The following is a 26,658-nucleotide window of genomic DNA, read 5'->3' as shown; positions in this document are numbered from 1 at the left end:
CCGGTCAATGGGCGAGCGGCTCCGACTCAGATTGAATCCGAACGCTGCACCAGCCTCCTAGGTAGCGGCTCCGACCAGGATCGCCGCAAAGCCGCGGAAGACATCGCCTGCGCTCTGCTGAATTCGAAGCAGTTTCTTTTTAGGCGATGAAATTTCCGGCCCAATTCTTACTTTTAAACGCCGGTCGCAGATGCACCATGGCGGTACATCGCCAAAATTCGTCTGAAAAGCAGTAAATGCACTTCCAAACTTGAATCGTCGATCAGCCAAGAACAAGCTCGCTTATGGATTGGAAAACGCTGCTCTGCCAAGAACGAACTCGCGAAACACACCGTCAAACCGAAGAAAGGCGTTCGGAGATCGTACGCGACCACGGCCGTGCAGTGTTTTCGACACCGGTGCGGCGATTGCAAGATAAGGCGCAGGTTTTTCCTCTAGAACCTATTGACGCAGTACGTACGCGCCTCACACACTCAATGGAGGTCTCCTCAGTCGCACGCGACCTAGCGCATGCAGTTGCGGCAAAGCTTTTCGAAGGGAAAATCGTCGATTCTCAGCAGGCGTACGAAATTGAAATGATCGCCGCCACGGTTGGCCTTATTCATGACATCGGCAACCCTCCTTTTGGACATGCAGGTGAAAAAGCAATTCAGGACTGGTTCGAAGAGCACCCAAAGGTGTTTAAGAAATTTCCTAAAAAAAGCGAACGTCTCAAAAAGGATTTCCTCAAATTCGAAGGCAATGCTCAGACAATACGCTTACTCGCGAAGCTGCAAATTCTTTCCGACCGAAGCGGTCTTAATCTAACGTACGCCACGCTATCAGCTGCGTGTAAATACACGGCAAACTCACTTGAAATTGGGAAACCGAAAAATCAGCACGATCGTTCGAAACTCGGCTATTTTACTTCCGAGGATGATCTGATTAAAAACATTCGGTCTAAAACTGGCACAGCTGGATCTCGCAATCCGATAACATTCTTGGCGGAGGCAAGCGACGACATCGTTTACTCTGCAGTGGATGTCGAAGACGGAGTCAAAAAGGGCGTCTTGAGCTGGGGTGAACGCCAAGTTGGTAATGCCAAACAGCGAATTTACAGCGAGCGGTCAATTCAAGCCGGTCAAATTCGGGCGATACTAGACGCCAAGGCTGACGAGATCGGTGAAGACATTCTCGCGGATACGCCAGCGGAATTTCTTACCGCGCATTCATCGAGACATACTGCAACCGCACAATGGCTAGCGATGAAATGGTTCGTCAGGCATTGGTTCGACTAATGCAGGCTGGAGAAATTGAGGTTGTCGGCGAAAAGGGAGGCAGCAAGCGAGTTGATTCTATCAAGCCGGATGATGTCATTAAACCGAGCAATTCCCCCGTTTTATTGTCGGTTCCCCGCAACCGGAAAAAGCGTTGAGAGATAGGTTAAGTCCGTGTATTCGGGGCCAATTCCCTGAAAAGAGATTTTGTGAAAAGTGCGAGGAATGGCCTACGACCCCCAACCTCAGCGACGGACTCATGGGCGCGCCGAACGCAGCAGCGCGTAACCCGTCCCGCTCGCCGCGATGCTTGGTTAGGCGGTTTCGTCCGGTTCATAAATCGTCGGCGTAGCGAGTCCGGTAGTCAGGAATGTAAGCTCACGGAGTATCTCTTCTTCGTTCGGGGCCGCAGCCATAGCGCTAAATGCAATGAAGGGTTCGGTGCGTGGAGAGTTGGAAGCCATGCGACGAATACGGTCAGCAGTTGACATAGAACCCCTTGGTAAGTGCGGGTCGATGGGCACACGCGAGAGAAACAGAGAATGAATCGATGATGGCGAAGAAGTCTTGTAGTAGGCTTCTTGATGTGGAAACCAAGGCTTCATGTCACTCTGAAGCCATTTGATTCGTGCACTCTTGAATCGTGTGAGACCGAAAAAGCGCATCAGGTCGGCTCGGCTGAGCACGATGCATTCAAGACCTCGGAGCCACGCCTGCAAGGCAAGATAATGTGCCACTAGTCGATGTTGTCGTCGGCAGAATTGCCTATGTGGGTCGTTCTTCATGGAAATGCGCGCGGAAGTCGCCTATTAGTTAATTAGACCAGCTGGAGGAAGTGAAGCTATCAGCGTATGTTCTCCGTGGGGATTTGCACGGCCGATTTGAGGGGACGAAAGGGCGCCTTGCAAGCGAAAAGGAGGTGTGCGGAGGGCGCGTTCGGGGGCGACTCTTCACACTTCACGCGGAGCGATAATGAGCTTCGCAAAGTTACTCCCAGCAGACGAGTCCCACAAGATTGGGCGAAGACCGACGAGCTTGAATCCGGACCAACAGTCGAAGATGAAGGCAACACAGCGGCGGGGCTTCACTCGCCCGTCCGCCAACCTTCCGCGATTCCCGTCCGCCTCCTCATTGGGCGACATTCCGTGAAGCGTCTGTTCGGGGTCGACTCTTCACATTTCACGCGGAGCGATAATGAGCTTCGAAAGTTACTCCCAGGAGACGAGTCCCCACAAACTGGGCGAAGGCCGTAGAACTTGCATCCAGACCAACAGCCGCGGGTGAAGGCAATGGACCGGCGGGGGTCTTGCTCGCCCATCCGCCAGTCTTCCGCGATTCCCCTCCGCCTCCCTCGGTGGGCGATATGCCCCGAAGTGACGCCTCGGGTAAGCGAGGAACTGTAGCGAAGCGGAGATAGCTTGCCGCAGGCAGCCCAAAAGGCGGGGCGAAGCGACGGCGAATGTGTCAGGGCGAGTAACCAAGACTCAACCATCTAACACTCGACGGCGCCGGCGCACGTGTGGTAGCGCCATTGGATGTGGGAGATGGTGGAGGTTACATCCTTGGGGCAACTTCATTACGCGGGCCGTCGACCCTCGTCGCTAACGCTCGTTTAACGCCTTGTGATTCAAGCCGTGGGTCTCAAAAAATTTTCCGTGGGATATAAGGCGCTCGGGCTAAATAAAGATAATGCCGGACGCTGCCGCCCCCCAGTCTTCCCGCGGCGGATTCCGTCTGTTGAACCAATCAGTGGAACTCCTCTAACCCCCAAAGGAATCAAAACCATGCTCAAATTCGCTACCCTACTCGCCATGTCGCTTCTGGCCGTAGCTTCACTTATGGCGGCAACCCCGGCAACGTTCGTCGACTTTAACGCGGCGAACGCGACGATCAATGGCGGAGCCTATCTAACTCTGCCCATTTCCTACAGTAATGGGACGAATACCGGGCGGTGGAACTTTGATCCGAGCCTGACTACCCCTTTGGTTCCCGCCACGGCCACCACCGCCCAGATTTTTGGAGGCATTAATGTGGTCAGCGTCGGCACTCTCGGCAGTGCACCCTATGCCCGCATCCATAACAACAATCCTCCGGGATGGCCAAATGCGCCCAAGGTTTTTGTCATGAGCAATGCAGGGTCCAGCACCAACATTAATAACGTCAATATGGTCTACCTGTGGAAGCGAGGTGACTTCCCCGGCAACCAACCTTCGTACAGCGACACGTTCGACTCGAGCAGCACGCTTTCGGTGCATATCACGGATGACAGCCATATCACGGGAGGCGATGCCGAGGAAACGCGGTTCATCATTCTGAACGGTTCGACCTATTACGTTTCGGAAGCCAAAGCGGCGGCCACGGGAACCTTTACCCTGACCAATTTCAATAACAACAGTACCGCCGGTTTTCGCTGGGCGCCCATCACGCTGACGGGCACGAATTTTGATATCCCCCAGAGCGGGCTGGTCTACGCGGCGCAGACCTTCGGCGATGTGCAGGCGGTAGGATGGATTGGGCGCGGCTCGCGCAATTACACGGGCTTGTATGCCTTCGATACTTTCAGCGCGACCGGCCTTTATTGCACGCCCGTCATGAAACTGAGCATGAATCTGGGAGGCGTCTCCTACTATACCACGTCTCATCCCTTTCTCGACGTGTTCAAATATACGAGTACGTGGTTGACGGCCAATTCGAACACCATTTACTCCGGCCCTTGGGCCACCGCGCTGAACGGCTACGGGCTGACTCTCGACAGCAACGGCTGGCCGACCAAGTTGCCCTTCACGCAAACGCTGATTCCGGGGCCTTACTCGGGAACACAAACGGATCCACGTCCCGCGTATAGCTCCAACGCGATATCCAGCCAGCAATACGTTCACAGCATTGTTATCGCCTATGAATCGGGACGCTACCGGCTGAGATTCCGCGGAACGGGCTCGTTTTCCATTCACGCCATCAATTCCGATGGGACGAATGCTTTCACGACCTATTTTGGGCCAACGGTGCCGGGCAGTAATAACCCTGCCGGAACGGCCATCACCTCCCTCCCCCTGGACACCGACGGGGTGACGCGCTACTGGGACAGCCCTGCCATTACTGTCAATCCTGCGACCTCGGCGGGATCGAATATCTATTTTGCGCTGTATGCTTCCGATCCTAATTCGACCGGAGATTATCTGCGAAACATTGAGTTTCTCAGCCCCTCGGCATTCACTCCGGGATTCGGGGGGGACACCGTCAATCGGATCACGGCGCCTTTCAATCCTGATTTCTATGCGACTCTCCATAATTTCGCCACTTTGCGGATGATGGATTGGGGGGCGACAAACGGGAGTCCCATCGTGAACTGGGCGGACCGGACGTTGCCTACTTCTTACACGCAAAGCCAGGTGACCGGCGTGGCGTTGGAATATCAAATCGCGATCGCCAATCTGTTGAATGAAAACATCTGGGTGAATGTCCCGCATCAAGCGACGCAGGATTATGTGCAAAATCTGGCTCTCGTCCTGCACAACGGCTCGAAAGCGGACGGCACGCCCTACCGGCCGGGAGTCGATCCTCTCTCCAGCCTGGTCTGGCCGGGACTCAATTCCAACCTGAAGGTCTATATCGAGTATTCGAACGAAACCTGGAATAGCGGGTTTAGCGCGCAATATAACTGGTGTCAGAGCCACGGCCAGGCACTTGGGTTTCCTGCCGGTAAATACGGGGATTACTATGCGTCGTATCAATCGGCCAATGTCTGGCAGTGGTTCTATGACGAATGGGGCGCCGACGCCACCAAGCGTTTGGTGCGCGTGATGGGCAGCCAGTTTTCCACGGGCAATGCCACGAACCGGCTGTCGGCGTTTAACGCCGGCATTCTCGCCCCGGAAGCGCGGACTCAATATCCCGACGCTCTGGCGGTCGCTCCCTATTTTGGGGGCTCGGTGGCGAATTCCCTCGTGCCGACCTACGTCAGCACGGATGGCACCGTCAATACGGCCACCACTCCCCAGATTATCGCCGACGCGAGGGCCGATGTGGAAGGCAATATCCTCACCACCATCAACGGTCTCAAAACCATCGCAAATACCCACGGGGTCAATCTCAACTGTTATGAGGGTGGACAGGGTTTGGTGGCTACTTATGCCAACGTGAACAACACCGCGTTAACCGGAGACCTGGAGGCAGCCAATCGCGATCCTTCCATGGGAGCGCTCTATACGGAGTATCTGGGAGAACTCCAGGCTGCCGGAGTGGCGGAATTTTGTAACTTCGACCATATCGGCGGATGGAGTAAGTACGGTTCCTGGGGCGTCATCGAATATGTCAACCAGCCCACCCATCCGAAGTACGATGCGTTGGTCACGTATCAAACGAACTTCCCGAATTCGGATTCGAACATTCCGCCGCTGCTCGATGTGACGAGCACCTCGGGCGGGGCGATCGTCAACGTTCCGGAGGCGGTGGTGGATACGACCGGCGCGGGATCGGTCGTGGTGCCCCTGTCGACGGCGGGATCGGTGGACTACGACGGCACGATTGTTTCGACGCAATGGATCATCAACGGAGTGGTCCAATCGACGACCGCCAATGCCATCTCCCCCTCTTTGCCGGTGGGAAACAACACGATCACGGTTTCGGTGACCGATAATTCGGGGGCATCGGCTTCGGATACCTTTCAGATCGCGGTCCGTCCGAAGGGAAGCGACACGTTGATTGTGCAATCCAGCTTTGCGGGTGCTGGCAACAATGTGGCGACGCCTCTCACCACTCCAACTCCCTGGACGTGGACGAGCACGCTGGCGTCGGGGCTGGGGTATACGGGTTGGACATTCATCCATAGCAATTCCGGCATTTATGCGCGCGTTTCGGATGCGAATTATCCAAATGCCTACCGCGTCTCGCTCATGAATCCGTATCCCTCGACGGGGACACCGAATAGCGCGACGCCGGAATTACTGTCGGACGCCGTTACCCAAAAACAGTATCTGACCGTGACGGTCACGCCGCCCACCGGACACTCGCTCGATCTGCGGGGGGCGGCCATTCAATGGACGCTGAACCCGCTGAATAACAGCCAGTCGGCCCGCCAGACGGCCTTGTTTGTGGGTGTGGGTGGATTGCCTGCCCAGCCTGCCGTGAGCTCGGCGGTCTATGACTCCTCGACACGATATCCAACCGGCCTGGGAAGCCCGACCACCTTCACTTACTATGTGCCGATCACGTCGGCGTATAGCAACATCACGCAGCCGACGGAAATTAGGATCTACTTCTATGACAATGTGTATGGGTTCAAGGAGATCCAGCTCGTTGACTTCCAACTCACTGGCGTGGTTCACTAACGCGACCTCATCGAACGAAAAGGGAGACTGAACTCCAGTCTCCCTTTTCTCTCGTTCCCAAAGTGAGGCTTTGGGAATGCCCGCTTTGTGGGGAAACTCCGTTTCGTGGACCGGGGTGGGTTGTTTGAGATCAGTCCGGAACGCAAGCTCTTCGATGATCGTTGTAAAACACGCGCGCGCCTGTCATCCTTCCCACGGTCCTCTTATCACTATGAACTCTTTGAAAATCCTCCTCCTTGCGGCACTGGCGCTCTTTGCCTGGAGCGCGGGTGCGGCTCCGCTTCAGGCCGCGGATTCGCCCGCCAAGTTCGTCCAGGATTTTTACAATTGGTATGTGCCCTTGAGCAAACATGACCGGCACGAGGCATCGAGCGATGTGGCGTTGAAAAAGAGAGCTGCGGATTTCAGCCCGGAGCTGACGAAGGCGCTGAAGGAGGATAGCGCGGCGGCCGCGAAAAACCCGGGCGAGCTCGTGGGCCTCGACTTTGACCCCTTTCTCAACAGCCAGGAGACGGTGGACCGCTCCGTGGTCGGGAATGTCACGGAAAAAAACGGCGCCTACCGGGTGGAGGTCTATCACTTCCTGGACGGAAAAAAGGACAAAAAGCCGCAAGTCATCCCCGAGGTGAAATCGGTGAACGGGCACTGGGTGTTCATCAATTTCTGGAATTCCGAAAAGGGGAATTTATTGGAAGAGCTCCGCCAACTGGCCAAGGATCGGAAGAAATACCCCGTTAAGTGATCTCCCGACGGGGAGATGGGTGGCGCGGAGCTTTCCGGGGAGCGCACTCGCGAGTGCTGGTCTCGGCGTCTCGCCGAGACGAACTTTCTCCGCCCCTCCTTCTCCTCTCGTTCCCAAAGTGGGGCTTTGGGAATGCCCATTTTGTGGGGAAACTCCGTTTCGCGGGTTGAGGCAGGACTGAACGTTGCTCGTTCAGCCCTCAGCGGGGCGAAAGTCAATACCAAGATAGCCAGCGCTGGCGCCAAACCCTCGCGCAACTCCGCGGAGCGGACAAAAAAGGGGTCGCACGGTGGACTCTCAACTCTCAACCCTCAACCCTCAACTAGCAGGCGTTGACCCGCCGCGCGACGGATATCGGGAGCGGTATCAATGATGGTGGTAGGTCCCGTGCCAGTAATGGCCGTGATACCAATAGTGGCCGTGCCGCCAAACTCCGCCCGGCGGATAGTAGATCGGCCCCGGGGCGACGACAGTGACGCCCGGTCCGTAGCCGCTCCAGTAGTAAGACGAGCCGACAAAAACAGTGGGTCCGTAGTATCCCGGGCCGTACCAGTGTCCGTGCCAGTAGTGGCGGGTGGAATAGTAGTGGTAGTTACCGTGGGAGTAATGGTGATACGAGAGATCGTGATTCCTGGGACTGGTCTCGGCCTTGGCCGAAAAGCACAGACACAGGACGAGGGCAATGGCGGCGAGAAGGGTCTTCATCCTGGGAACAACCTCTCGGAGACCCCGTCCCGCGTCAAGCCGTTGGAATTCTCTCATTCTCTCGTTCCCAAAGTGAGGCTTTGGGAATGCTCATTTAGCGGGGAAACTCTGTTTCGCGGATGGGGGAGGATCGTTCGCGATCGAGAGCTGAGAATCCGGCCGCCTTCCACGCAATGGAATTGCCCGGCAATGGCGTTCCCAAAGCCCCCACGGGAGCGAGAGGAAAATACCAAAACGGCCTGCGCTGGCAGCAAATCTTCGCACAACTCCGCGGAACGGATGCTCCTGCGGCTGCGCGGCGGACTATCAACTATCAATTGTCCCCACGGCACCGCGGACCCGTCGCTTCGCTCCAGTCTCAACCATCCACTTTCCCGCTTCCGGCGGGGGGGCGGCTGCGGCTTTTCTTCCGGCAAGGCGATCCAGAGGATGATGTAAACCAGTCCACCGGTGCCGAAGACGAGCAGGGCGACGAGGAAAGGCGGCCCCGCCCACATCCAGGCGGGGATGGGGGTGTGGGCGCCAAGTCCGCCACACACGCCGCCGATCACGCAATCCGATTTCGATTTAGAGAGGTTTCTCAGGTTGGACCAGAAGGACATAAGCCGAGAGGAGATACTGCAGGTTAGCTCATGCGATTTAGAAAGAAAGACAAAGAGCAGCACGGCTTCTGAGGGCTTGCTATTCCGGCCTTGCGTGTAGCCTTACCCAATGTCGATCCACTCGAAGTCCTATTGCAGCGGCGCAGCGGTTTTCACGTGCCTGTTCTCGATTTTTGCCGCCGCGGTTCTGGCGGATGAAGCGCCAAAGGCTTTGCTCGAGATGAAGGCGGGAGTGGAGTCACAGCTGAGGCCGAGCTCGGGGCAGGTGACGACAGCGCGAGGAACGGAAAACGGCGTGGTGGTGACGATCCAGCCGGGACGGGAAGAGTATCCGGGCGTGAGCATCAAGCCGCCGTCCGGTGGCGTCATCGATCTGTCCCAGTGGGGCCACATCGAAGCGCGCTTGGTGAATCTGGGGGAAAAGCCGCTGGCGCTCAATCTGCGCGTCGATAACGCGAGTGGGAACGACACGGAAATCGCCTACCTGAAGCCTGGCGAAACAATCACGGTGAAGACCATCTTCGGCTACGCCTACGGGCACAAGCCGGCCTACAAGCTCCAGCCGGCGGCGGTGACGCAAGTGCTCATCTTCGCGACCAAATCCACCGAGGTGCAATCGTTCCGTCTCGAGAGCCTGTTGGCTGCCGGACCCGCTGGCGAACAGCCGCCCGTTGACCCGGCATCCATCCGGGTGAAGCCGGAAAACGGCGTTCTTTTCGGCCCTCCGGTAAAAGTGACCGCAGCCCAGATGATCGCCCAAAACGGGGCTGAATCAGCGGTGGCCGAAGATGGCAGCACCGGGAAGATCGGCTTTTCGGGCAAGGATCAGTCGGTGCGGATCAAACCGGCGCGAGGGAAATGGGACCTGCGCGACGCGACCCAAGTGCGGGTGAAGGTGAAGAATACCGGCGCCACTCCGGGAGCCCTGACGGTGTGGGTGGAGAGTGAGCCCGGTTCCACGGAAAAGGCGGCCACGCCAGGGCCGCTCGCGCCCGGTGCTTCCGGCGAGGTCGTGGTGTCTTTCATCCCTTCCACGCCGTGGACTGGCATCCAAAATTCGGCGAAGACGGAGTGGAATGGAACGAAGGGCTCTGGGACGCAATTCATCAGCGACGCGGTGACCGCCGTGACCCTGGCGGGCGATGCCGCTGCGGGGGCGCAATCGTTTGAAGTGGAATCGATCGTGGCCGAAGCGCCGGTGGTGACTGTTCCCGACTGGCTCGGCAAGCGCCCGCCGGTGGAGGGCGAATGGACACAAACTTTCGACGAGGAATTCAATGGCCACGACATCGACCTGACCAAGTGGAACGTCTACACGGCGAACTACTGGGACAAGACGAGCCATTTCAGCAAAGAAAACGTGATCGTGGAAAACGGCCTGGCGAAGCTGCGCTATGCGAAGAAGCGTGGCCGGCACAACGACGATCCCAATGGGGCAGAGACGGATTATGCCACCGGCTTCCTGGATACCTACGGAAAGTGGGTGCAACGGTATGGGTATTTCGAGGCGCGGATGAAACTGCCGAAAGCGCCCGGATTATGGCCGGCCATGTGGCTCATGCCGGACCGTGGCCTCGATTCCGGCGCGCAAGGGCTGCGGGCCAGCACCGGACAAGGCGCCATGGAGTTCGATGTGATGGAGTTCCTTTCGCGCTGGGGCGTGCACCGCTTCAACATCGCTTTCCATTGGGACGGTTACGAGAAGGAGCACAAACAGACCGGCTCTTCGACGATTTATACCGGCGCGGACCAGGATGGGTTCATCACGGCCGGCCTTCTATGGACTCCGGGGAAGGCCGTGATTTACTGCAATGGCTCGGTGGTGGCGCGCTGGGAATCGCCGCGCATTTCCGATGTGCCATCGGACCTGATGTTCACCCACGTGATGGGTGGATGGGATAACAACGACCTGGATGACGCGCAGCTTCCGGATGAGTTCGTTATCGACTACGTCCGGTGCTGGCAGCGGAAGGATCTGGCCTCCGCGGCGGACGGGGTGAAATCGACGGAACCGACTCTCGCAGCGCCGACGAAGGCAAAATGAGAACACTTTAAAAACGAGAGAAGTTCACATCTCTCTGCACGAACAGAGCCTATTCGACGTGGCACCAAGAGAGGTCTTCACGGCCGTCTTCACGGTCTTCACGCCCCCCCGTGAACGGGCGCAAAGACAGTGGAGAGGTTCGTCTGACCGCCCCTATATTTATATAGGGCCGGTCGGACGGACCGCCTGTCTCCTCGGGGTCTTCACCGGGGTCTGCCCGGGCTTTGGGGATGGACCCCAAAATCAACTCTCGATCCCTGCGAAAAATGAGCGCGGAATTCGCCCCGACGATCCTCATCGACACCCGCGAGCAGGACACCGTGCCGATCACCGCCTACCCGACCGTGCTGGGGACGCTGACCCTGATCTTTACGCGCATCTCAGTTGGCATCGATTCAGTTGGGCTGGTCGAAGCGGCAAGCTGTCCCGGAGGGACAACGGAATTTAGCCGGTGTGCAAGCCTGTGAGCTTCAGGCGAACAGGCGCAGCCACCGGAATTGCGTCCCTCCACGGGCCCGCCCTGAAGGGGCGGAGGAATCTTCTGCTGGCGAAGAATTCCGGCGCCACCTCCGGGGCGCTTTCGTGTTGGAAACGTGTTCCGGGGGTGTCGCTCGCAAGCTCGCTCTACCCCCGGCTAAATTCCTTTGTCCCTCCGGGACAGCCTGCCACTTCCTTTGCCGGCGGCGAGCATTGGCTGGCCATAGAGCACCCGATATTCGGGGTGACTCTTGATACCTGACATGGACCGACATTCCTCCTGTTAACCGGCAACTGTCGACCCCGCTTTCACCGCTCCGGTTACTTCGTCACTGGGAAAGGGATGGGCAGAGCGGGGGGATCGAGATTGAGAAAGGCCAGGGTGGAGAGGCGCGTCTCGGCAGGGCCGTCGAGGCCGAAGGTTCCCGCACCGGGGATGGTGTCATCCCGAACGGTGCCAACCACCATGCGGTTGAGGGAGACGGTGAAGGTATTGTTTCTCGCCTCGATTTCCATGACGATGTCGAGCGGCCGGTCCGGGGTCGCGGGCACGGGCCAATGGGTGATTTCGTGGACGCCCTGCGCCGAATCGTTCAGCGCGAAGACGACAGCATCGTGCGTGATATAGGCTTCGTAACGCCGGAGCACCCCTTTGGCATCCGGGGCCATGCGCACGTAAAATTGCACGTATTGGGCCGGGAGTTTTGGGGGCGGGATGACGCAGCGCACGCGGATTTTCCCGTTGCGGAAGGTATCCTGGGAATTGGCGGAGGCGCGTTTCTGGAAGACCACTTCGGTGTGATTGCCGACGGTGTGATCCGCAAATTCCCGATTGTAGAGGAAATAGCCATTGCGGTGACTTTCCAGCACCCAGTCCCGCCAGACACTGTTCGGGTTCGGAGAATCTGCGGAGTCTTCGGTGTCGAAGGCGGAGGGCGTTGGGCTGCGGTGAGTCAGGTAGAACCAGCCGGTGGCCAGGAAAAGGAGAACGAGGATGATTTTGCCCCAGGGAAGGGATTTTCGCGTTGGGGCCGCGTCGGGTGATTGGCGCGCCGGGGTCGCTGGGGGGATGAAGAGAGAGCTGGCCGACGGGGACGTTTCGCGGTGGAGCTCGATGGGAGTGACGAGTCGCAAATCACTGACGTCGACCGGCTGGGACTGCGGGGCAGATGCCGGTGCGGCAGCAGTCGGTGGTCTGGGCTGCACGGGCAGTGTGTCTTGGTCGACCTCGGTGGTGGTGACGGGTGGCGGTTCGCTGCGGGTTTCCGGCAGCGTCTCGCAATCGGGTGTCGGTCCGGGCTGGATTGGCGGTTGCGCGGCTCGCGCCGACGCGGGCGCGGGCGCGGCCGACGCTTCCAGGTCGAGGTCGATCACGTAGGTGGCCCTTCCGACCTCATTCGATCCGGGCTGGACTGGCGGTGACGCGGCTGGCCCGGCTGCGGGCCCGGCTTCCGCCCGTGCGGTTCGCACCGGCGGGGGTGCGGGCGCGGGCTCAGCCGGCATGGCATACGCGTGTCGCAATTCACTGATCAGCGTGGCGTAATCCTGCGGCCGATCGCCGGGATCTTTCTGCATCATTTTCCCGACGAGATCGGAGAGGCCGGGCGGACATTGCGACCACGCCGCTTGCAAACTCGGCACCGGCTCGGTGAGATGCTTGAGCAGGATCGCGGCCGCGTTGGACCCAGTGAAGGGCGGCCTCCCGGAGACCATTTCGAAGAGGGTGCACCCGAGGCTGTAGATATCCGCCCGGAAATCCACGGTCTTCGAGTCGCGCGCCTGTTCGGGGCTGATGTAGTAGAGCGTGCCCAGCGAATGCCCGGTGGAGGTGAGTCCCTGATTGTCCGCGGCGCTTTTGGCCAGCCCGAGATCGCCGAGCTTCACCTCACCGGAGCGGGCCAGGAAGATGTTGTCCGGTTTGATGTCGCGGTGGATTAGGGAAGCCTTGCGCGAGCCGTATTGCAGCGCGGTGGCCACGCAGATGGCGATGGTGATGGCTTCCTGCGGCTCGATGCGGCCGGCGCTTTGCAGCCTGGCCCGGGCCGATTCTCCTTCCACATATTCCATGGAAAACCAGTAGAGACCCTCGCTTTGACCGGCCGAGTAAACCTGGACGAGATTGGATGGCTGAGGCTGGCTGCGGCGATCGCCTCCTGCTGAAAGCGGGCGATATAAGCCGCATCGTTGGCCATGGCGGGCTGCAAAGTTTTCAAAGCGACCAGGCGCTTCAAGGAGAGTTGCCTGGCCTTGTAGACGGCACCCATGCCCCCGTGGCCAAGGGCTTCAAGGATTTCGAATTCTCCCAGTGTTTGCCCGACGAGGGTCATTGGAGGCGCAGGGTAGGCAAAACGACGGCGGGAACGCGACCATTTTTGGCGGGCGCGGCGCGGGTGGAATGTGGAATGACGCGGAGCTACATCAGGTCCCGAACGAGGAAGAGATGGAGGGCCGCCGTCCAATTCCGGGTCGCACAAATACCGGCTGCCCCTGTTCTCGAAATGTTGACCAAAATTGCCCCTCCGGCTTTCTTTGGGCCGAGAGGAAATTGACGCTTATGCAGGCCACACCATCGCCGCCGAGGAAATCAGTCTTGTTAGTTGTGATGGCGGCCGTCGTGCTGGCCATGGGGGCAATGCTGATTTTGCACAAAAGGGAACCGCATAAAGATCGCCCGCCCGCTAGTTCTGCCTGGCTGCTGGGTCCTGTGACGAAGGAAAAGCCATTTGTTAACTCCTTGGGTATGAAATTCGTCCCCGTGCCGATTCAAGGCGGGCCGAGCGATGGGCAGCTCGTGTTATTCAGCGTGTGGGATACGCGCGTGGAGGACTACGAGGCCTACCACCAAGAGATTAAGACTCCGTGGATGAAGCCCGATTTCCAGCAAGGACCGACTCATCCGGCGGTGAATGTGAGCTGGACTAACGCAACGCTTTTCTGCCAGTGGCTGACTCTCCGGGAACTGGCGGCACACCGCCTCACGACGGGCTGGTGTTATCGCCTGCCCAGTGACCATGAATGGAGTTGCGCAGTGGGCATCGGGGAGCGGGAGGATGCGGCTAAGCTGCCCATGGAAAAGGATCGTAAGCTTACCGATGCGTTTCCGTGGGGCACCCAATGGCCCCCGCCGGCAAGGGCCGGCAATTTCGCCGGTGAAGAGCTGCAACCGGTCAAAGCGGCCGGCAAATATGCCTGGATCAAGAATCCGCTGGTGGGTTACCGGGATAATTTCGTGGAGACAGCGCCAGTCGGCTCCTTCCTGGCGAACCGCTTCGGCCTCTTTGATCTGGGCGGCAATGTCGTCGAATGGTGTGGAGATTTTGCCGACGAACGTCGTTCGGCCCGGGTGTTGCGCGGCGCCAGCTGGCACACCAGCGAAAGGGGGGATCTGCTGTCGTCCCGTCGCTACAGCACACAACCTATTTCGATATATGACAGCACCAGCTTCCGCTGCGTAATCGCATCCTCCGAACGGTAGCCGGTCTTTCGTTGCCGTCGAGAAACCAGCCCGGGTTGCATAGACGAGTTGGTAATGCTGGATCACAACACCGAATCCGGGCTTGGAGCCCGCCACCGATTGAGTGACCATTCCACTTCCCCCATGACTCCCCACACCTCCCTTCACCGGCGCGAATTCCTCGTCGGCTCCTCGCTCACCCTGGCTGGCGCCTGCCTTGGCGCGGCCGCTCCGGAAACGCGCCTGCGCATCGGCTTTTCCGGGCTCAAGCATGGCCATGTCTACGCGGTCATGAAACTGGCGGCCGCCGATCCTCGGGTGACCATCGCCGCCATCGCGGATGACGATGAGCAGAACCGCAAGGAGGGCGAACGGATTTCCGGGATTCCGGTGAAGTACGCCAATTACCACCAGATGCTCGAAGCGGAGCCGCTCGACGTGGTCGTGGTGGCCGAGGAATACGGGCGTCGCGGCGAGGCGGCGATCGCCGCGCTGGAGGCCGGCAAGCACGTCTTTTCCGACAAGCCGCTATGCACGCACGGGGAGGAGCTGGAGCGGATCGCCAAGGTCGCCGCCGCGAAGCATCTCGAGGTGCACGTGGATTTCAGCCTTCGGCATTTTTGGGCAAAGGGCGCGGAGTTGCTGCAGCAGGGGGAGATCGGCGAGATCGTCGGCTGCAGCTTTGCCGGCCCGCATTCGCTGAGCTACGAACGGCGGCCGAAATGGTATTTCGTGCCGGGCATGCACGGCGGCATCATCAACGATCTCATGGGCCACGGGGTGGACTTCGTCCAGTGGATCACCCGCCGGCCGTATGTCGAAGTGCTCTCGGGCGCGCGCGCCAAGGTCGGGTTTCCGCAACAACCGGAGTTTGAGACCACCGGTGACGCGATGTTCCAACTCCAGGGCGGGGCGCCGATTTTTGGCCACGTCGATTACTTCTCGCCGGCCGGCCATCCGGGCGGTTGGAAATGCAACGTGGTGGGCACCAAGGGCGACGCCGTGTTCGGCGATCAAGGGGGATTTACGCTCCGGCCCTCCGGCGCGGCGGAGCGTCATCTCGACGCCAAGGGGTTGCGGGCGGAATCGCCGCATCCCTTCAAGGACTTCATCGCCTTGCTTACCGAAGGCAAAGCCCCGCTGCGCACGACCGCGGAATCGTTGCATGTCTCCCAGGCAACGCTGCTCGCGCAAGCCGCGGCCGAAAGTGGCCGGAGCCACGTGCCATTCCCAGCGCTCGCGTATCCTTTGCCGGCCAAGGCCGGCTGACCGAGGGCATGATGCCTGACTCCTATGCCCTTACTCTAACATGGCGGGTAGGCAAAGGAGGCCTCCGCTGAATACTCTCGCCCGCAAAAGGGGGCAGACGTTAGAAGAGAGAGCGCTATGAACAACTCGAGGACTGTCATTTTCGCCGCATCGCCGACGCTCTTTCAATCGGAGAACTGCACTGTTACCGGGCTATTCGAATGGGATTTCGATCCCGTGACTCAAAAACTGGGCGACCGGCAAGCCACGGTTCAGAATTTCACCCCGAAGCAAATCGCCCGTCCGGGGGAACCGGTCTATACGTTCAGCACCCAAACGCTCGATCTTTCGTTGACGCATCAATATGAAGGGATCTGGACGCAGGGGCACGGCTACCGCGATACGCTGCGCTTGCAGATCATCCTCTACGCTACGTTTCCGGATGATACCGGAGTGCAACAGACCGTGGCGATTCACACCGAAGAATGCTACTTCGCCGGGAATCGCTATTATGAGCCATGATCGATGCGGAGACGCCTGGGTTTGAGAGACCGTGAAATAAATTGAGGCTTTCGTAACAGGGGTATCGGGTGACTCCGTGGTACGGTTGGGTGACCTGTTTGCTCACGGTGATCGGGTTCGCGCACGGCGTACCAGGCTGCTCCGTCAGTCGTGAGATGATGGATGTCAGTGAGCGTATGGCGGCAGAACTTTCGGGGAGCGCACGCTCGCCCATCAACCAGCCTCCGCTATTCCCCTCCGCCTCTTCGGTCTCGAGTGCTGGTTTCGCCTGCCCTGAGCGAAGCCGAAGAGGCGTCTCGCCGAAACGAACTTTTTCCGTCTCTGGAACCCAAGGGGCGGGTAGCCTCCGCGCAATGCCCTGAAAAGTCCGCGAAGGCGGGGACGCCTTCGCCAGCACTCGGGACAAGTGCGCTCCCCGGAGTTTTGCCTCCGCGCTTTATCTTAATCACCCATCTCAGAGCAACCCTTCCGCGATGAACAACCGCGGCGGGTTCGGCGTCCAAGGGCGGAAACATTCTTTAATTATGAATCTGCCTCGTCTCTCTCGGGTGGCGATCTGTTCTCTGTTGCTTGGTGCTACGGTCTGGATGTGGAGCGGCTGCGTGGTGGGGCGGCAAACGGCCTTCAATCCGGCGGACTTCGGCGGCATGACGCGCAAGGGGACGGGAGTCGTCACGGGGCAGGTCTCGGTGGACACGCAGAATCACGGAACGATTTACCCGCATTTCCAGCAGATCCTTCTCGTGCCGGTGAATGCCTACACCACGGAGAATGTCCAACGGCGCTTTATCAATGGGGAAAATCTCCGGGCCGCGGACAAGCGTCTGAGCCAATACGAATGGGCCGTGAACACGGATGGCGACGGTAACTTCTCCTTCCGCGGAATACCTGCCGGAGAGTATTACCTGAAGGGTGACATGCCGTGGATTACAACTTATGTGTCCACGGACGACCAGGGGATCAGCCAGCGATTATATGTGAGCCATTTCAAGTATTACTTCACGCGCATCACGGTGAAGGATGGGCAGACGGCGCGGGCCACGCAGTTCGACCAGCGCAGCCGCGAACGCCAAACGCACTACGCCGTTGGCGGCACCCTCTATCACCCGCCGCCCAACGTGGAGATTTTCGAACAACATTAAGCGCGGGGCGATGGATCGAGACGTGAAGTTCTGACGATCGTCGTCATTAAGGAATCGTCCCGGAAAGATAATCGCGGCATCAGGTAATTGTTCCGGAAGCGGTCGCGAATTCGATCGACGAACATCTGCACAAAAAACGCAAAGCCAGGGCAATGCACTGGGCATTGCCCTGGCTGTCGTCGAGCGATCGACTGGATAGGCTTACTGCGGGATCAGTTTGATGTAATCAAACGCGGCGGAATAGCCGGCGCTGGCCGCATCTTTCCCGGTGATCTTGAATTGGAACCATTTGTCGCTGGTGGTTCCCGGCGACCATGTGCCCAGGTCGATTTCGGTGAAGGAAATCCCGTTGAGATATTCATCGAAGGGCGCGCCGACATTCGCGGCCGTTCCCGCGAAGTTATCCGCGCGGCCGATGGACATCTGGGAAATTCCGCGGCTGCTGAATTCTTTGATGCCGAGTTTAATGCGATAGACGGTCGCAGCGACATTGGGCACCAGCAGGGTCATGAAATCGCCGGGCGCAGTGGCGTCGAGGACGGTGGCATAGCCGGCGCTGGCCGCCGGGTCGGAAAAGATCCGCCAGGCGGGGCTGGTCTCGGAGGGAATCACCAGATCCTCCGCTTCGTATTGGATGGTGAGACCGGCCGCGCCGGAATTGACCGCGAACGAAGTGAACGCCGAGGTGTAGGTGGAGACATTGCGGAAGGAGACGGTATGCAACCCCGCGGTGAGACCGCAGGCCACCGGGGCGATGGTGCCGGTGCTCGTCAGGCTGCGGGTGCCCATGCACCGTCCGTCGACGTAGACCTTCACGGTCGTCGGGCCCGCGATGTTCGCGGTCACATTATACAAACCGTCAGCGGTCGCGCGGATGAAGAAGTTCCGGCGGCCGGTGAATTGGCCGGTGGTATTGCCGGAGGAAATTCCCGTGGCCGGCACCGCCGCGCCGACGGTGGGCGCGGCCTGGGTGCTGGCGTTGAGCGCGTCGATGGCGTCGTAGAGCGGCGAGGCCAGGGTGAAGATGTTATCGGTCATGCCCCAGATCCATGTGCGAACTCCCGAGGAGGCGTAGAAGACATTCACGTCTCCGCCGCACTGGTTGAAGATGTTCTGCGCGTCGATTTCGGCCTGTTTGGCGCGCGGATCGTACTTGGATTCGCAGGCGGGAGAGCCCGCCGGATTCGAGTAGCCGTTGCCACCAGACTGCTGCACGGACCAGCCGCCCTCGTAAGCGATGGCCTGCAGACCGTAGGCTTTCGGCCAGATGGTCTCCCCGGCGATGGTAGTGGCGAAGCTGCTGTAGGGAACTCCCGAGGCGAAGATCCCGTCGATGGTGGTCGCGTTGTTATCTCCGGCACCAAAGTAAGTGGCCCCACCGGCGCCCCAGAAATAGTAAGAGACCGGCCGCGGGACGGCCACATGGGCGATGTTATCACCGTTGTCGTAATAACGGTCCATGATATCCATGCCGTCCACGGCGGTGTTCTGCGCGTTGGCGTACTGGAACTCGAAGATCGGCCGGATGGTGGTCATCATGGCGCCATCGCCCCAAACTCCGCGCCAGAGGTTGCTGATATCGGCCAGGCGTTTGGCGATCCGGCGCCAGCAGAGCGGGTATTGGTTGAGATAGTTTCCACTCGCGTCCGGGCCGGTCATGGGCAGGTTGTCGAAATTCAGGATGGCGTATTCCGCGTTGTTCGCCGCGATATCCGCCTTCACCGCGTTGAGGTTGTCGTTGAACTGTCCGAATCTTCCGTTCCAAACCTCGTTGCTATTTTCGATATAGATTTTGCGACCGCTGGCCAGCGGGGGATAGACGGGGTTGGCCTGCGGGGAGGTGTAGGGATTGACGCCGTCGCTCCCATACTTGAAGAGCTGGGCCAGCTTGGTGATGTAGTCGTCCGACGCCCTCTCGGGGATATTGATATAGGCGTCGCAGTTGGTATCGTTGCAAAGCCGGACGACGTGCTCCCAGGCGAGCGGGCTCTGCTTCCGCGTCGAGGGCAGCATCCGATCGGTCCAGGCAGTTTGCGTGTTCCCATTCGTCCCGGTCAGATCCATGAACCGGATGAGCTTGAATTTGCTCACCAAGTTTTCCGCCTGGTCGGTAAACATCTCGGTCGCAGCGAGCGCAGTGGTGGAACCTTCGGTTAGCGGGCGCATGACTTTGACATTGGTGACGCCGGTGCCGACCGCGCTGGAGGCCGTCCGCTGGGTATTGGTGAAGACGAGCGAAAAGTTTTGCACGCCGTTGGAGGTGACGGTCATCCACGCCGTGGTCGTATTGCTGGCCGGATCCCACATCTGATTCGAGAAAGAAGCATAGCCGAAGCTGGCGCCAAGCTTGGCCTTTCCATTGAACTGAATGAAGTAATTGCCGTCGTTGTTGCCGACTCCTTCCCAGAGCATGATGGAGGCATCGGCGGCCGGCCAGCCATCGAGGCCCACGACTCCAGTGCCGTCCCCGTAATGGGTGGGGCTGTCCCAATTGGGACGCGCTCCGCGCATGGCATCCGCAAAGAGGCGGTCGTTGGTCAGATTGATCCCCATGGTGGGCGCGGCCGCATTTAGCGCATCCGCGTGGAGGAAAAGTCCGGCGGCAAGAGTGAACAGCAACGCGCCGGAGCGGCGAAGGCAGGGAGATTTCAGTCGAGATATCGTATGTTCGGGACGAGTCATGTTTATCGGAGGGTTATGGAGTTACCCGGCATCGAGGGAGTCGCGGGGTGCATGCGGCGCATGGACGAAGCGAGACCACGGGAGCCGGTAGCTCGGATCGTGCGGCTGTGCCTTAGGGGTCGTCACGCTGGCATTGGTGCAGGCCCGAACCTGTACTTAAGTCTAGGGTAGTCCCGGCTTGTTTGTCCGTGAGGCATCGTCGAAGCTGCTGGCCGTGCGTCTTTCCCCCGTATGCTTCGCCGCGCTCGTTGGAGTTTTTTCCACCGCGCTTCCACGGTTGAGCTTGGGAGAAGCGCCTCCACGCGCCGAGATCTGCACGATTCGTGAGATGGATGCGGCAGAAGCGGATCGGGCTCATCCGGCGACCATCCGCGGGGTCATCACCTATCACGACCCCACTCGATATCTCAGCTTCATTCAGGACGAGACGGCGGGCATTTACGTGTCGCTATGGTACGCGAAGGTGCGGCCGGGAGATGTAGTGGAAGTCAGCGGCAAGACGGCTGCGGGAGATGTGGGGCGGATCATCGTCACGGATCCCGCGTCCCGGGCGGGAATTCGCCTCCTCGGTCACGGCGCGCTGCCGACCCCCAAGCCGGTCGCATTGGAGGATCTGCGGGATGCGACCTTCGATGCCCAATGGGTTTCCACCCAAGCCCGGGTGGAGTCGGTGACCCTGGATGGGGATCGGGCCGCGGTGGAACTCGTTTCGGGCGATGCCCGGCTGCGCGCCTTCATTCCCGGCTACACCTCGCTGGAGGGACTGCCACGGCATCTCATCGGTTTTCCCGTGGAGGCGAGAGGCGTCCTCGGCACCGCGCTGGCGCCCGGCACCGGGGCGGTTCGCACCACTCTCGACGTTCCGTCCATTCGTGAGATCCGCATTGATCCGGCGGCCTTTGCCGAGCGCTTTGAATCATGTCCGGTGACCCACTTTGAGGGGCTCTTCTCCCGGGACTCGCTTCCGCGCCGCGAACCGACCCGGGTCCAGGGCCGGGTCACTCTTGCGCGCGAGGGACACGGCTTTTTTCTGAATTTGTACGCCGGGGATCACGTGCACGGCACGGTCTTCGTGCAATCGGCCCAACCGGGTGCGCCGGCTTTGGGCGACTGGGTGGATACGGTGGGGGTAGTCGAGAGAGCCAATGGCTATCGGGTCCTGCAAGATGCGATCTTTCGCGTTTTATCGCATGGTCCGGCGGTGGACGGATTGCACATCCCGGATCGCAATATCCTCAAGGAGGATTTCCACGGGCATCTCATCGTCACGCAAGGACAGATCGTGGAGACCTTTCGCGGCCTTTCCGAGGCTGCCTGGCTGGTCCGGACCGGATTTGGTTTTGTCCAGGTGATGTTACCGAGGGGAAATGACCGCGCGCCGGTCCGGGTGCTGGAGCCCGGGACGAGAGTAGGCATCACGGGCATCCTCCTGCGGAATCCTCCCATGGCAGGACGTTTCGGAGAGCAGGGAGTTGGTTATCAAATCCAGCTGCGGACGAGTGGGGATCTCACCGTGCTGAAAGCCGCGCCCTGGTGGACGGTTCGGCGCATCGGGATTGCGCTCGGGCTGGCGGCATTGGTCAGCGCGGCGGCGCTCGGCTGGGTGTATCTGCTGCGGAAACGCGTTCGCGAACAGATGGAAACCATCCGCTCGCAATTGGAAAGGGCGGCCGTCTCGGAGGAGCGCACGCGCATTGCGCGGGAATTGCACGACAGTCTGGCCCAGCATCTGGCGAGCATCACCATCCAGCTCGATGCGGTGGCGGTGCGGCTCAAGACGGAGGAGGGAGATACTCAGCAACTCCTGGAAACCGCCCGCGAAATGGCTGCCCACAGCATGGATCAGACGCGGCTGGCCATCTGGGATCTGCGTTCGCCGACGCTGGCGCGGGATGGATTGGTCGCAGCGATTCACGAAGTGGTGCAGCCGCTCACGGAGAGACGGGGAACCCTGCTACGAGTGACGCTGGAGGGGGAAGTGCGGCGCCTCGGAGGCGGGGCCGAAAATCATCTGCTGAGAATCGTGCAGGAGGCGTCCGCAAACGCCTTGCAGCACGGGTCCCCTACGCAGATCGAGATCGCAGTCCTTTTTAGGGCTCAAGGCCTGATGGTGACGATCCACGACAACGGAGCCGGATTTCGCGTGCCCTCGCCAGGCGCACTGCCGGTCGCCCACTTTGGACTAAGAGGAATGTTCGAACGCGCCAAGAAAATCGGCGGCCAGCTCGTCCTGGAAAGCGAACCCGGCGCGGGCACGACGATATCCGTCTGGATTCCCTGGCGGCAAACCGTGGAAGCAACCGCAAAACCTCTGCCCTCTCCGGAGGCGCAATGCGCATGATCCAACGCCCCATCCGCCTCATGCTGGCCGACGACCACTTTATGGTTCGGATGGGCCTGGCGACTTCGCTCAAGCTCGAGCCCGACTTTGAGATCGTCGCGGAGGCAGATACCGGAAAGGAGGCGATTTCCTTTTACCAGCATCATCGGCCGGACGTGGCGCTTCTGGATTGCCGCCTTCCCGATATGACGGGCATCGAGGTCACACAGGCCCTGCGCGCCGCGGACGCAACGGCGCGCATCCTCATTCTGTCGGCCTTCAACGGCGAGGAAGACGTCTTCCGCGCGGTCCAGGCGGGGGCAGAGTCGTATTTGCTGAAGAACGCGCGCCGCACCGAAATCGTCACCGCGATTCGGACGGTCCACGCCGGTTCGCCCTACTTTCCGCCGGAGATCTCGGCGATCCTGGCCGCGCGAATGCGACGGGAGGAATTGACCCCGCGCGAAAAGTCCGTCCTCTTCGAGATCGTGAAAGGGAGCAGCAACAAGGAGATCGGATGCTGCCTGGAGATTACGGAATCGGCCGTAAAAATCCATGTGACGCACCTTCTGCAGAAGCTCAACGCCAAAGATCGCACCCATGCTGCGACCATTGCGATCCAACGCGGGATTGTGCATCTGGACTGAGAGGATGTACCGAAATTCAATGTGAGCGGAGGAAGGACCACGGATTGCGGATTTCACGGATTGGAGGCCGCCGCAGATTCTTTAATCCGTGAAGTCCGAGAAATCCGTGGTCAAAATTCCTTTTGTCCGACTTTCGGTACACTCTCTGAGATCAACGACGCACTTTCTGCGCGCGAACCACCCAACCTATGAAAGTCCGACGAGAGACCGCCTCTCCACGCCGCTGGCCAAACGCGCGGTTCGGAAATGCGGCGCCGACGCCTTCCGCACCTTCCTGGAACAAGAGCGTCCGTTCCTCGATCGCCTCCTCGCCGCTCTCGCCGAAATTGAAGATCGCCCCTAAATGAAAATCGCCGGCTCAATCGTACTGCGTGAGTGGAGAGACGACGACCTGAAACCTTTTGCCGAGATGAACGCGAACGCAGAGGTCATGGAATTCTTTCCGAAGCTTCTCTCTCCGGCCGAATCGGCGGAGTTCCTGAAGTCGATTTGCACGAGCTTTGCGCAGCGGGGCTGGGGACTGTGGGCGGTCGAGGTGGAGGGCGCTTTCGCCGGGTTCACCGGTCTGAGTCAGCCCCGGTTTGCGGCTCACTTTACGCCCTGTGTGGAAATTGGCTGGAGATTGCGGCGCGAGTATTGGGGGCGAGGGATCGCCTACGCCGCGGCCTTGAAGGCGGAGTCTTTCGCCTTCGACCACTTGAAACTACCGGAGTTAGTGTCCTTCACCGCGGTCCTCAATACCCGCTCACGGCGTTTGATGGAACGGCTCGGGTTCACTCGAAACGAGAGCGATGACTTTCTCCATCCATCCTTGCCGAAGGAATCTCCGCTCAGCCCGCATGTTCTCTATCGGAAGCGCAATCCCGAAATCGGTCCCGATCTTTCCCATTCTCTCGCCCATGGAGAATCGTAGTCCTGGTTACTCGAATACCCCGCTGGTGAAAAAGCTGGGGCTCAAAGAGTCGCATCGCGTCCTGTTGATCGCAGCGCCGGAAGATTATGTTTCTCTTCTCGAGCCGCTGCCGGCCGGCGTCACCTTCGTGAAGAAAGCGGATGCCACGGTCGATGTCGTGCAAGTGTTCGTCACGCGGAAAGAGGAACTCGCGAAGCGACTCGGGATCCTGCGCCACAAATTGAACCCCGAGGCCAGCCTCTGGATCTCGTGGCCCAAAAAGGCGTCGGGAGTTCCGACGTCCGTGAGCGACGGAGTCATTCGCGAACTCGCGCTCCCCCTCGGGTGGGTCGATATCAAGGTTTGTGCGGTTACGGAGGTGTGGAGCGGCCTGAAGCTCGTGGTCCGTAAAGAGCTGCGTGGAGGTTAGCCTGGAAGGCGATATGCGGTGGCTTGCGACTTATGTGTCTACCGACGATTTGGAGATAGCACGGCAGAGAATGAACCGTTACACCGCTTTCGGTCTCCTTTCCCACCGTGATCCCTCGACGCACTTTTCTCACTTACAGTCTGGCCGCTTGCGGCACGGCTTCCCGTCTTTTTGCGCAATCGACTCCCGCTCACGGCGGCTCCGGTCTGCCGCCGGTCAACGCCTTTTCCGTCCTCAAGAAAAGGCTGGCCGCGGGACAGTCGGCGACGCTGCTGCTCATCTCGGATAGCACGGGATATCGGGAGGATTCCGCAACCCGGCGTTTCATTCGCTGGCTGGCAACGCAGTATCCGTCTCATCGCACCCTGGAATGGTACTGGGCGGAATGGGTGACGAGTGCGCCGACTGGTCCGAAGAACTATGGCGCACAGCCCATTGTCATTTCCGAGGGGACGACGAAGGCGACTTTCACGGTGCTCAATGCCGTGCTGCCGGGAGCTTTCGCCCAGCGGATGATCGACGGTTCTCGCTGGGCTAACATGCTCGCGCCGCTGAATCATGAGGCGCCCGATCTCGTCCTATGGAACCACGGGCACAACCATCAGGCCGCCCTCGCGCCGAAGGATTTTCCGTACGGACGCGGCTCTTTTCTGGCGCCCATCGGGCGGGTGGCGATGGAGTTTCCGCGAACTCCCCAGGCGGCCATCATTCAAAACCCGTGGAGGGACAACGATGGCTACGAACGCGTCCGCGATTGGTGGCTGGCCGTCGCGGCTATCATGCCGGCTTTGACGCTGGTCGATGGCTATTCGCCATTTCTCGAGCAGAAGAAGCGTGCCGATTTGTATCAGGACAATGTCCACCCCAGCGCGGCGGGTTATGAACTGATCTATCAACAGCTCACGCACGCGTGGGAGTCGACCGCAGCGCAGGAAGAAAGCGTGCCGGTGGCTTGTTGGGCGAACTTGCCGGTGGACCAACCGCTGGTCGCCAATGGCGATCTGCGCGACTGGACGGCGGACCTGCCGACGCATTGGCGAATCATCCACGGCGCCACCGTGCGCAAGGATACCGAACACACCTTCCGCGGCGCACCGTGGTCACTGGCGCTGGGCGGGGTGACGCAAAACGACGGGCTGCAGATCAGTATCACCGGCGCCGCGCTGGCGCGGGTGCGGGGGAAGACAGTGAGCATCGCGGTGCTGTGTTATGTGCCGGATGCGGCGGATCAGGACATCCAGGTGAAATTCACTACCAACTCCAGCGATGAGGTGACCGGCTCGAGTCTCTTTGCGCGGGACAATTGGAAATGGATCGTGATGGCGGGATGTCCGGTGCCGCCGGAAGCGAGTCTGGCCTTTGTAGGCATCTTCCGTTCGTTCGCCCACGCGCCCAATGACGTGCCGGTTTACATTCAGAAACTGGTCATCGTCGAAGGCGGTGCGCCGAGAGGTGGGTTCTGATTCTCCTCTGCGCCATGCTCTTTCCGCCGCCCTTCCAGGGCGAATCGTGGTGGAGGCGGGTTCCGGTGGCCTTCGCCACCGGCTAAATTCCGTAATCCCGGGACCGCCGACCTATCGACGGCCGGGGGCGTGGGCCATGCCGTTGTGGATATCGGCAATCGCGGCGTCGATTTTTTGGATCATCTTTTCGTGATGACCGGCTTGAGCTTCGGTGAGGGCTTCATCGACCATCTGGATCGATTCGAGGCGCTCGCCGGCTTTGTTATGCCGGGCCTTGTGCAACTCCTCTTTGGCGGTCTTCAACGATGCCGCGGGGGTGTCCGACTTTTTGGCTTCCTGCAGAGCTTTCAGCGCCGCTTCCATGTGCGCTTGCCGGTCTTCTGCCGCGGAGAAGCCGAGTGGAGCGCCGACGACCAGGAAGGCGCAGAGAAGAACGAGGAACCGGAAGGTGAGGTTTTTCATGGTGTTAGGAGGGGTGGTGGGGTTGGAGGATTGTTATAAAAAAGCCGGCGAAAAAGAAAGCAAAGACGCGAAGAGTTTTAGGCCATCCGTGCCCTGGGGTGGTGGCCCCGGCGGACCGTGCGCCGCAGCAGGTTTGTCACCCAGAGATGCGACTCGACGGTTTTGGTGACTCCTCGACGGTGGGGATTCGTGATCCCCTCCCTTTTTGTTTCAAAGCCATTCACCACCCGGCTCTGGGTGGAC

At 59.7% G+C, this 26,658-nt stretch carries 19 protein-coding genes and 1 pseudogene; 14 read left to right on the top strand and 6 right to left on the bottom strand.

The window, feature by feature from the left end:
• Positions 1-284 precede the first annotated feature (284 nt).
• Complete coding sequence (gene dgt, locus CFE428DRAFT_RS15115) at positions 285-1,277, top strand: dGTP triphosphohydrolase (protein ID WP_006980445.1); 993 nt, start codon at positions 285-287, stop codon at positions 1,275-1,277.
• Between the two features lie 293 nt (positions 1,278-1,570).
• Here the strand turns inward: dgt and CFE428DRAFT_RS37360 are convergent, their stop codons facing one another.
• Positions 1,571-2,041, bottom strand: a complete 471-nt coding sequence (locus tag CFE428DRAFT_RS37360; protein ID WP_157447528.1) for a hypothetical protein — start codon at positions 2,039-2,041, stop codon at positions 1,571-1,573.
• Between the two features lie 999 nt (positions 2,042-3,040).
• Between CFE428DRAFT_RS37360 and CFE428DRAFT_RS15110 the strand changes: the two genes are divergently transcribed.
• Positions 3,041-6,583: a hypothetical protein gene (locus tag CFE428DRAFT_RS15110; RefSeq protein ID WP_006980443.1), complete on the top strand. Its 3,543-nt coding sequence runs from the start codon at positions 3,041-3,043 to the stop codon at positions 6,581-6,583.
• Between the two features lie 220 nt (positions 6,584-6,803).
• Positions 6,804-7,325, top strand: coding sequence for a YqhG/Tai3 family protein (locus CFE428DRAFT_RS15105; RefSeq protein WP_157447527.1), 522 nt, complete (start codon positions 6,804-6,806; stop codon positions 7,323-7,325).
• Between the two features lie 366 nt (positions 7,326-7,691).
• Here the strand turns inward: CFE428DRAFT_RS15105 and CFE428DRAFT_RS33735 are convergent, their stop codons facing one another.
• A complete protein-coding gene (locus tag CFE428DRAFT_RS33735; protein WP_006980441.1) occupies positions 7,692-8,030 on the bottom strand; it encodes a hypothetical protein in 339 nt (112 codons plus the stop codon).
• Between the two features lie 53 nt (positions 8,031-8,083).
• The gene (locus CFE428DRAFT_RS41105; protein ID WP_006980440.1) at positions 8,084-8,632 is read right to left on the bottom strand and encodes a PspC domain-containing protein; all 549 of its coding nucleotides are present in this window, start codon (positions 8,630-8,632) and stop codon (positions 8,084-8,086) included.
• 109 nt (positions 8,633-8,741) lie between these two features.
• Between CFE428DRAFT_RS41105 and CFE428DRAFT_RS15095 the strand changes: the two genes are divergently transcribed.
• Both CFE428DRAFT_RS15095 and CFE428DRAFT_RS15090 read left to right on the top strand, forming a co-directional pair.
• Positions 8,742-10,676, top strand: a complete 1,935-nt coding sequence (locus CFE428DRAFT_RS15095) for a glycoside hydrolase family 16 protein (RefSeq protein ID WP_006980439.1) — start codon at positions 8,742-8,744, stop codon at positions 10,674-10,676.
• 230 nt (positions 10,677-10,906) lie between these two features.
• The gene (locus tag CFE428DRAFT_RS15090; RefSeq protein WP_157447525.1) at positions 10,907-11,143 is read left to right on the top strand and encodes a hypothetical protein; all 237 of its coding nucleotides are present in this window, start codon (positions 10,907-10,909) and stop codon (positions 11,141-11,143) included.
• A 331-nt stretch (positions 11,144-11,474) separates the two neighbouring features.
• Here the strand turns inward: CFE428DRAFT_RS15090 and CFE428DRAFT_RS33730 are convergent.
• A pseudogene (locus tag CFE428DRAFT_RS33730) lies at positions 11,475-13,268 on the bottom strand (serine/threonine protein kinase); the annotation flags it as partial.
• 487 nt (positions 13,269-13,755) lie between these two features.
• On the opposite strand from CFE428DRAFT_RS33730, the gene CFE428DRAFT_RS35705 reads away from it, so the two are divergent.
• The 4 genes from CFE428DRAFT_RS35705 to CFE428DRAFT_RS15065 all read left to right on the top strand — a co-directional run bounded on the left by CFE428DRAFT_RS35705 (position 13,756) and on the right by CFE428DRAFT_RS15065 (position 17,519).
• On the top strand, positions 13,756-14,628 hold the full coding sequence (locus CFE428DRAFT_RS35705; protein WP_006980436.1) for a formylglycine-generating enzyme family protein: 873 nt from the start codon (positions 13,756-13,758) through the stop codon (positions 14,626-14,628).
• 123 nt (positions 14,629-14,751) lie between these two features.
• A complete protein-coding gene (locus CFE428DRAFT_RS15075; RefSeq protein WP_042725038.1) occupies positions 14,752-15,876 on the top strand; it encodes a Gfo/Idh/MocA family protein in 1,125 nt (374 codons plus the stop codon).
• 117 nt (positions 15,877-15,993) lie between these two features.
• Positions 15,994-16,377: a hypothetical protein gene (locus CFE428DRAFT_RS15070; RefSeq protein ID WP_006980434.1), complete on the top strand. Its 384-nt coding sequence runs from the start codon at positions 15,994-15,996 to the stop codon at positions 16,375-16,377.
• Between the two features lie 524 nt (positions 16,378-16,901).
• Positions 16,902-17,519 carry a hypothetical protein gene (locus CFE428DRAFT_RS15065; protein ID WP_131989558.1) on the top strand — a complete coding sequence of 206 codons (618 nt, stop codon included), beginning with the start codon at positions 16,902-16,904 and terminating at the stop codon, positions 17,517-17,519.
• 201 nt (positions 17,520-17,720) lie between these two features.
• Here the strand turns inward: CFE428DRAFT_RS15065 and CFE428DRAFT_RS15060 are convergent, their stop codons facing one another.
• The gene (locus CFE428DRAFT_RS15060; RefSeq protein WP_042725036.1) at positions 17,721-20,138 is read right to left on the bottom strand and encodes a hypothetical protein; all 2,418 of its coding nucleotides are present in this window, start codon (positions 20,136-20,138) and stop codon (positions 17,721-17,723) included.
• Positions 20,139-20,379: 241 nt separating this feature from the next.
• Between CFE428DRAFT_RS15060 and CFE428DRAFT_RS15055 the strand changes: the two genes are divergently transcribed.
• The 5 genes from CFE428DRAFT_RS15055 to CFE428DRAFT_RS15030 all read left to right on the top strand — a co-directional run bounded on the left by CFE428DRAFT_RS15055 (position 20,380) and on the right by CFE428DRAFT_RS15030 (position 25,953).
• Positions 20,380-22,542 carry a histidine kinase gene (locus tag CFE428DRAFT_RS15055; protein WP_157447523.1) on the top strand — a complete coding sequence of 721 codons (2,163 nt, stop codon included), beginning with the start codon at positions 20,380-20,382 and terminating at the stop codon, positions 22,540-22,542.
• Positions 22,539-23,168: a response regulator gene (locus CFE428DRAFT_RS15050; RefSeq protein ID WP_006980430.1), complete on the top strand. Its 630-nt coding sequence runs from the start codon at positions 22,539-22,541 to the stop codon at positions 23,166-23,168. The genes CFE428DRAFT_RS15055 and CFE428DRAFT_RS15050 overlap by 4 nt, the downstream gene beginning before the upstream one ends.
• A 343-nt stretch (positions 23,169-23,511) precedes the next feature.
• A complete protein-coding gene (locus CFE428DRAFT_RS15040) occupies positions 23,512-24,081 on the top strand; it encodes a GNAT family N-acetyltransferase (protein ID WP_006980429.1) in 570 nt (189 codons plus the stop codon).
• Positions 24,068-24,490, top strand: coding sequence for a DUF3052 family protein (locus CFE428DRAFT_RS15035; RefSeq protein ID WP_006980428.1), 423 nt, complete (start codon positions 24,068-24,070; stop codon positions 24,488-24,490). The genes CFE428DRAFT_RS15040 and CFE428DRAFT_RS15035 overlap by 14 nt, the downstream gene beginning before the upstream one ends.
• 107 nt (positions 24,491-24,597) lie before the next feature.
• Positions 24,598-25,953, top strand: a complete 1,356-nt coding sequence (locus CFE428DRAFT_RS15030) for an SGNH/GDSL hydrolase family protein (RefSeq protein ID WP_006980427.1) — start codon at positions 24,598-24,600, stop codon at positions 25,951-25,953.
• A 111-nt stretch (positions 25,954-26,064) separates the two neighbouring features.
• On the opposite strand, the gene CFE428DRAFT_RS15025 is transcribed toward CFE428DRAFT_RS15030, so the two are convergent.
• Positions 26,065-26,415 carry a hypothetical protein gene (locus tag CFE428DRAFT_RS15025; protein ID WP_006980426.1) on the bottom strand — a complete coding sequence of 117 codons (351 nt, stop codon included), beginning with the start codon at positions 26,413-26,415 and terminating at the stop codon, positions 26,065-26,067.
• Positions 26,416-26,658 lie beyond the last annotated feature (243 nt).

The sequence above is a fragment of the Chthoniobacter flavus Ellin428 genome (assembly GCF_000173075.1).
GTDB classification, from domain to species: Bacteria; Verrucomicrobiota; Verrucomicrobiia; order Chthoniobacterales; family Chthoniobacteraceae; genus Chthoniobacter; species Chthoniobacter flavus.
The sequence above is the reverse complement of the archived record's forward strand: the minus strand, read 5'-3'. Positions and strand labels throughout refer to the sequence as shown.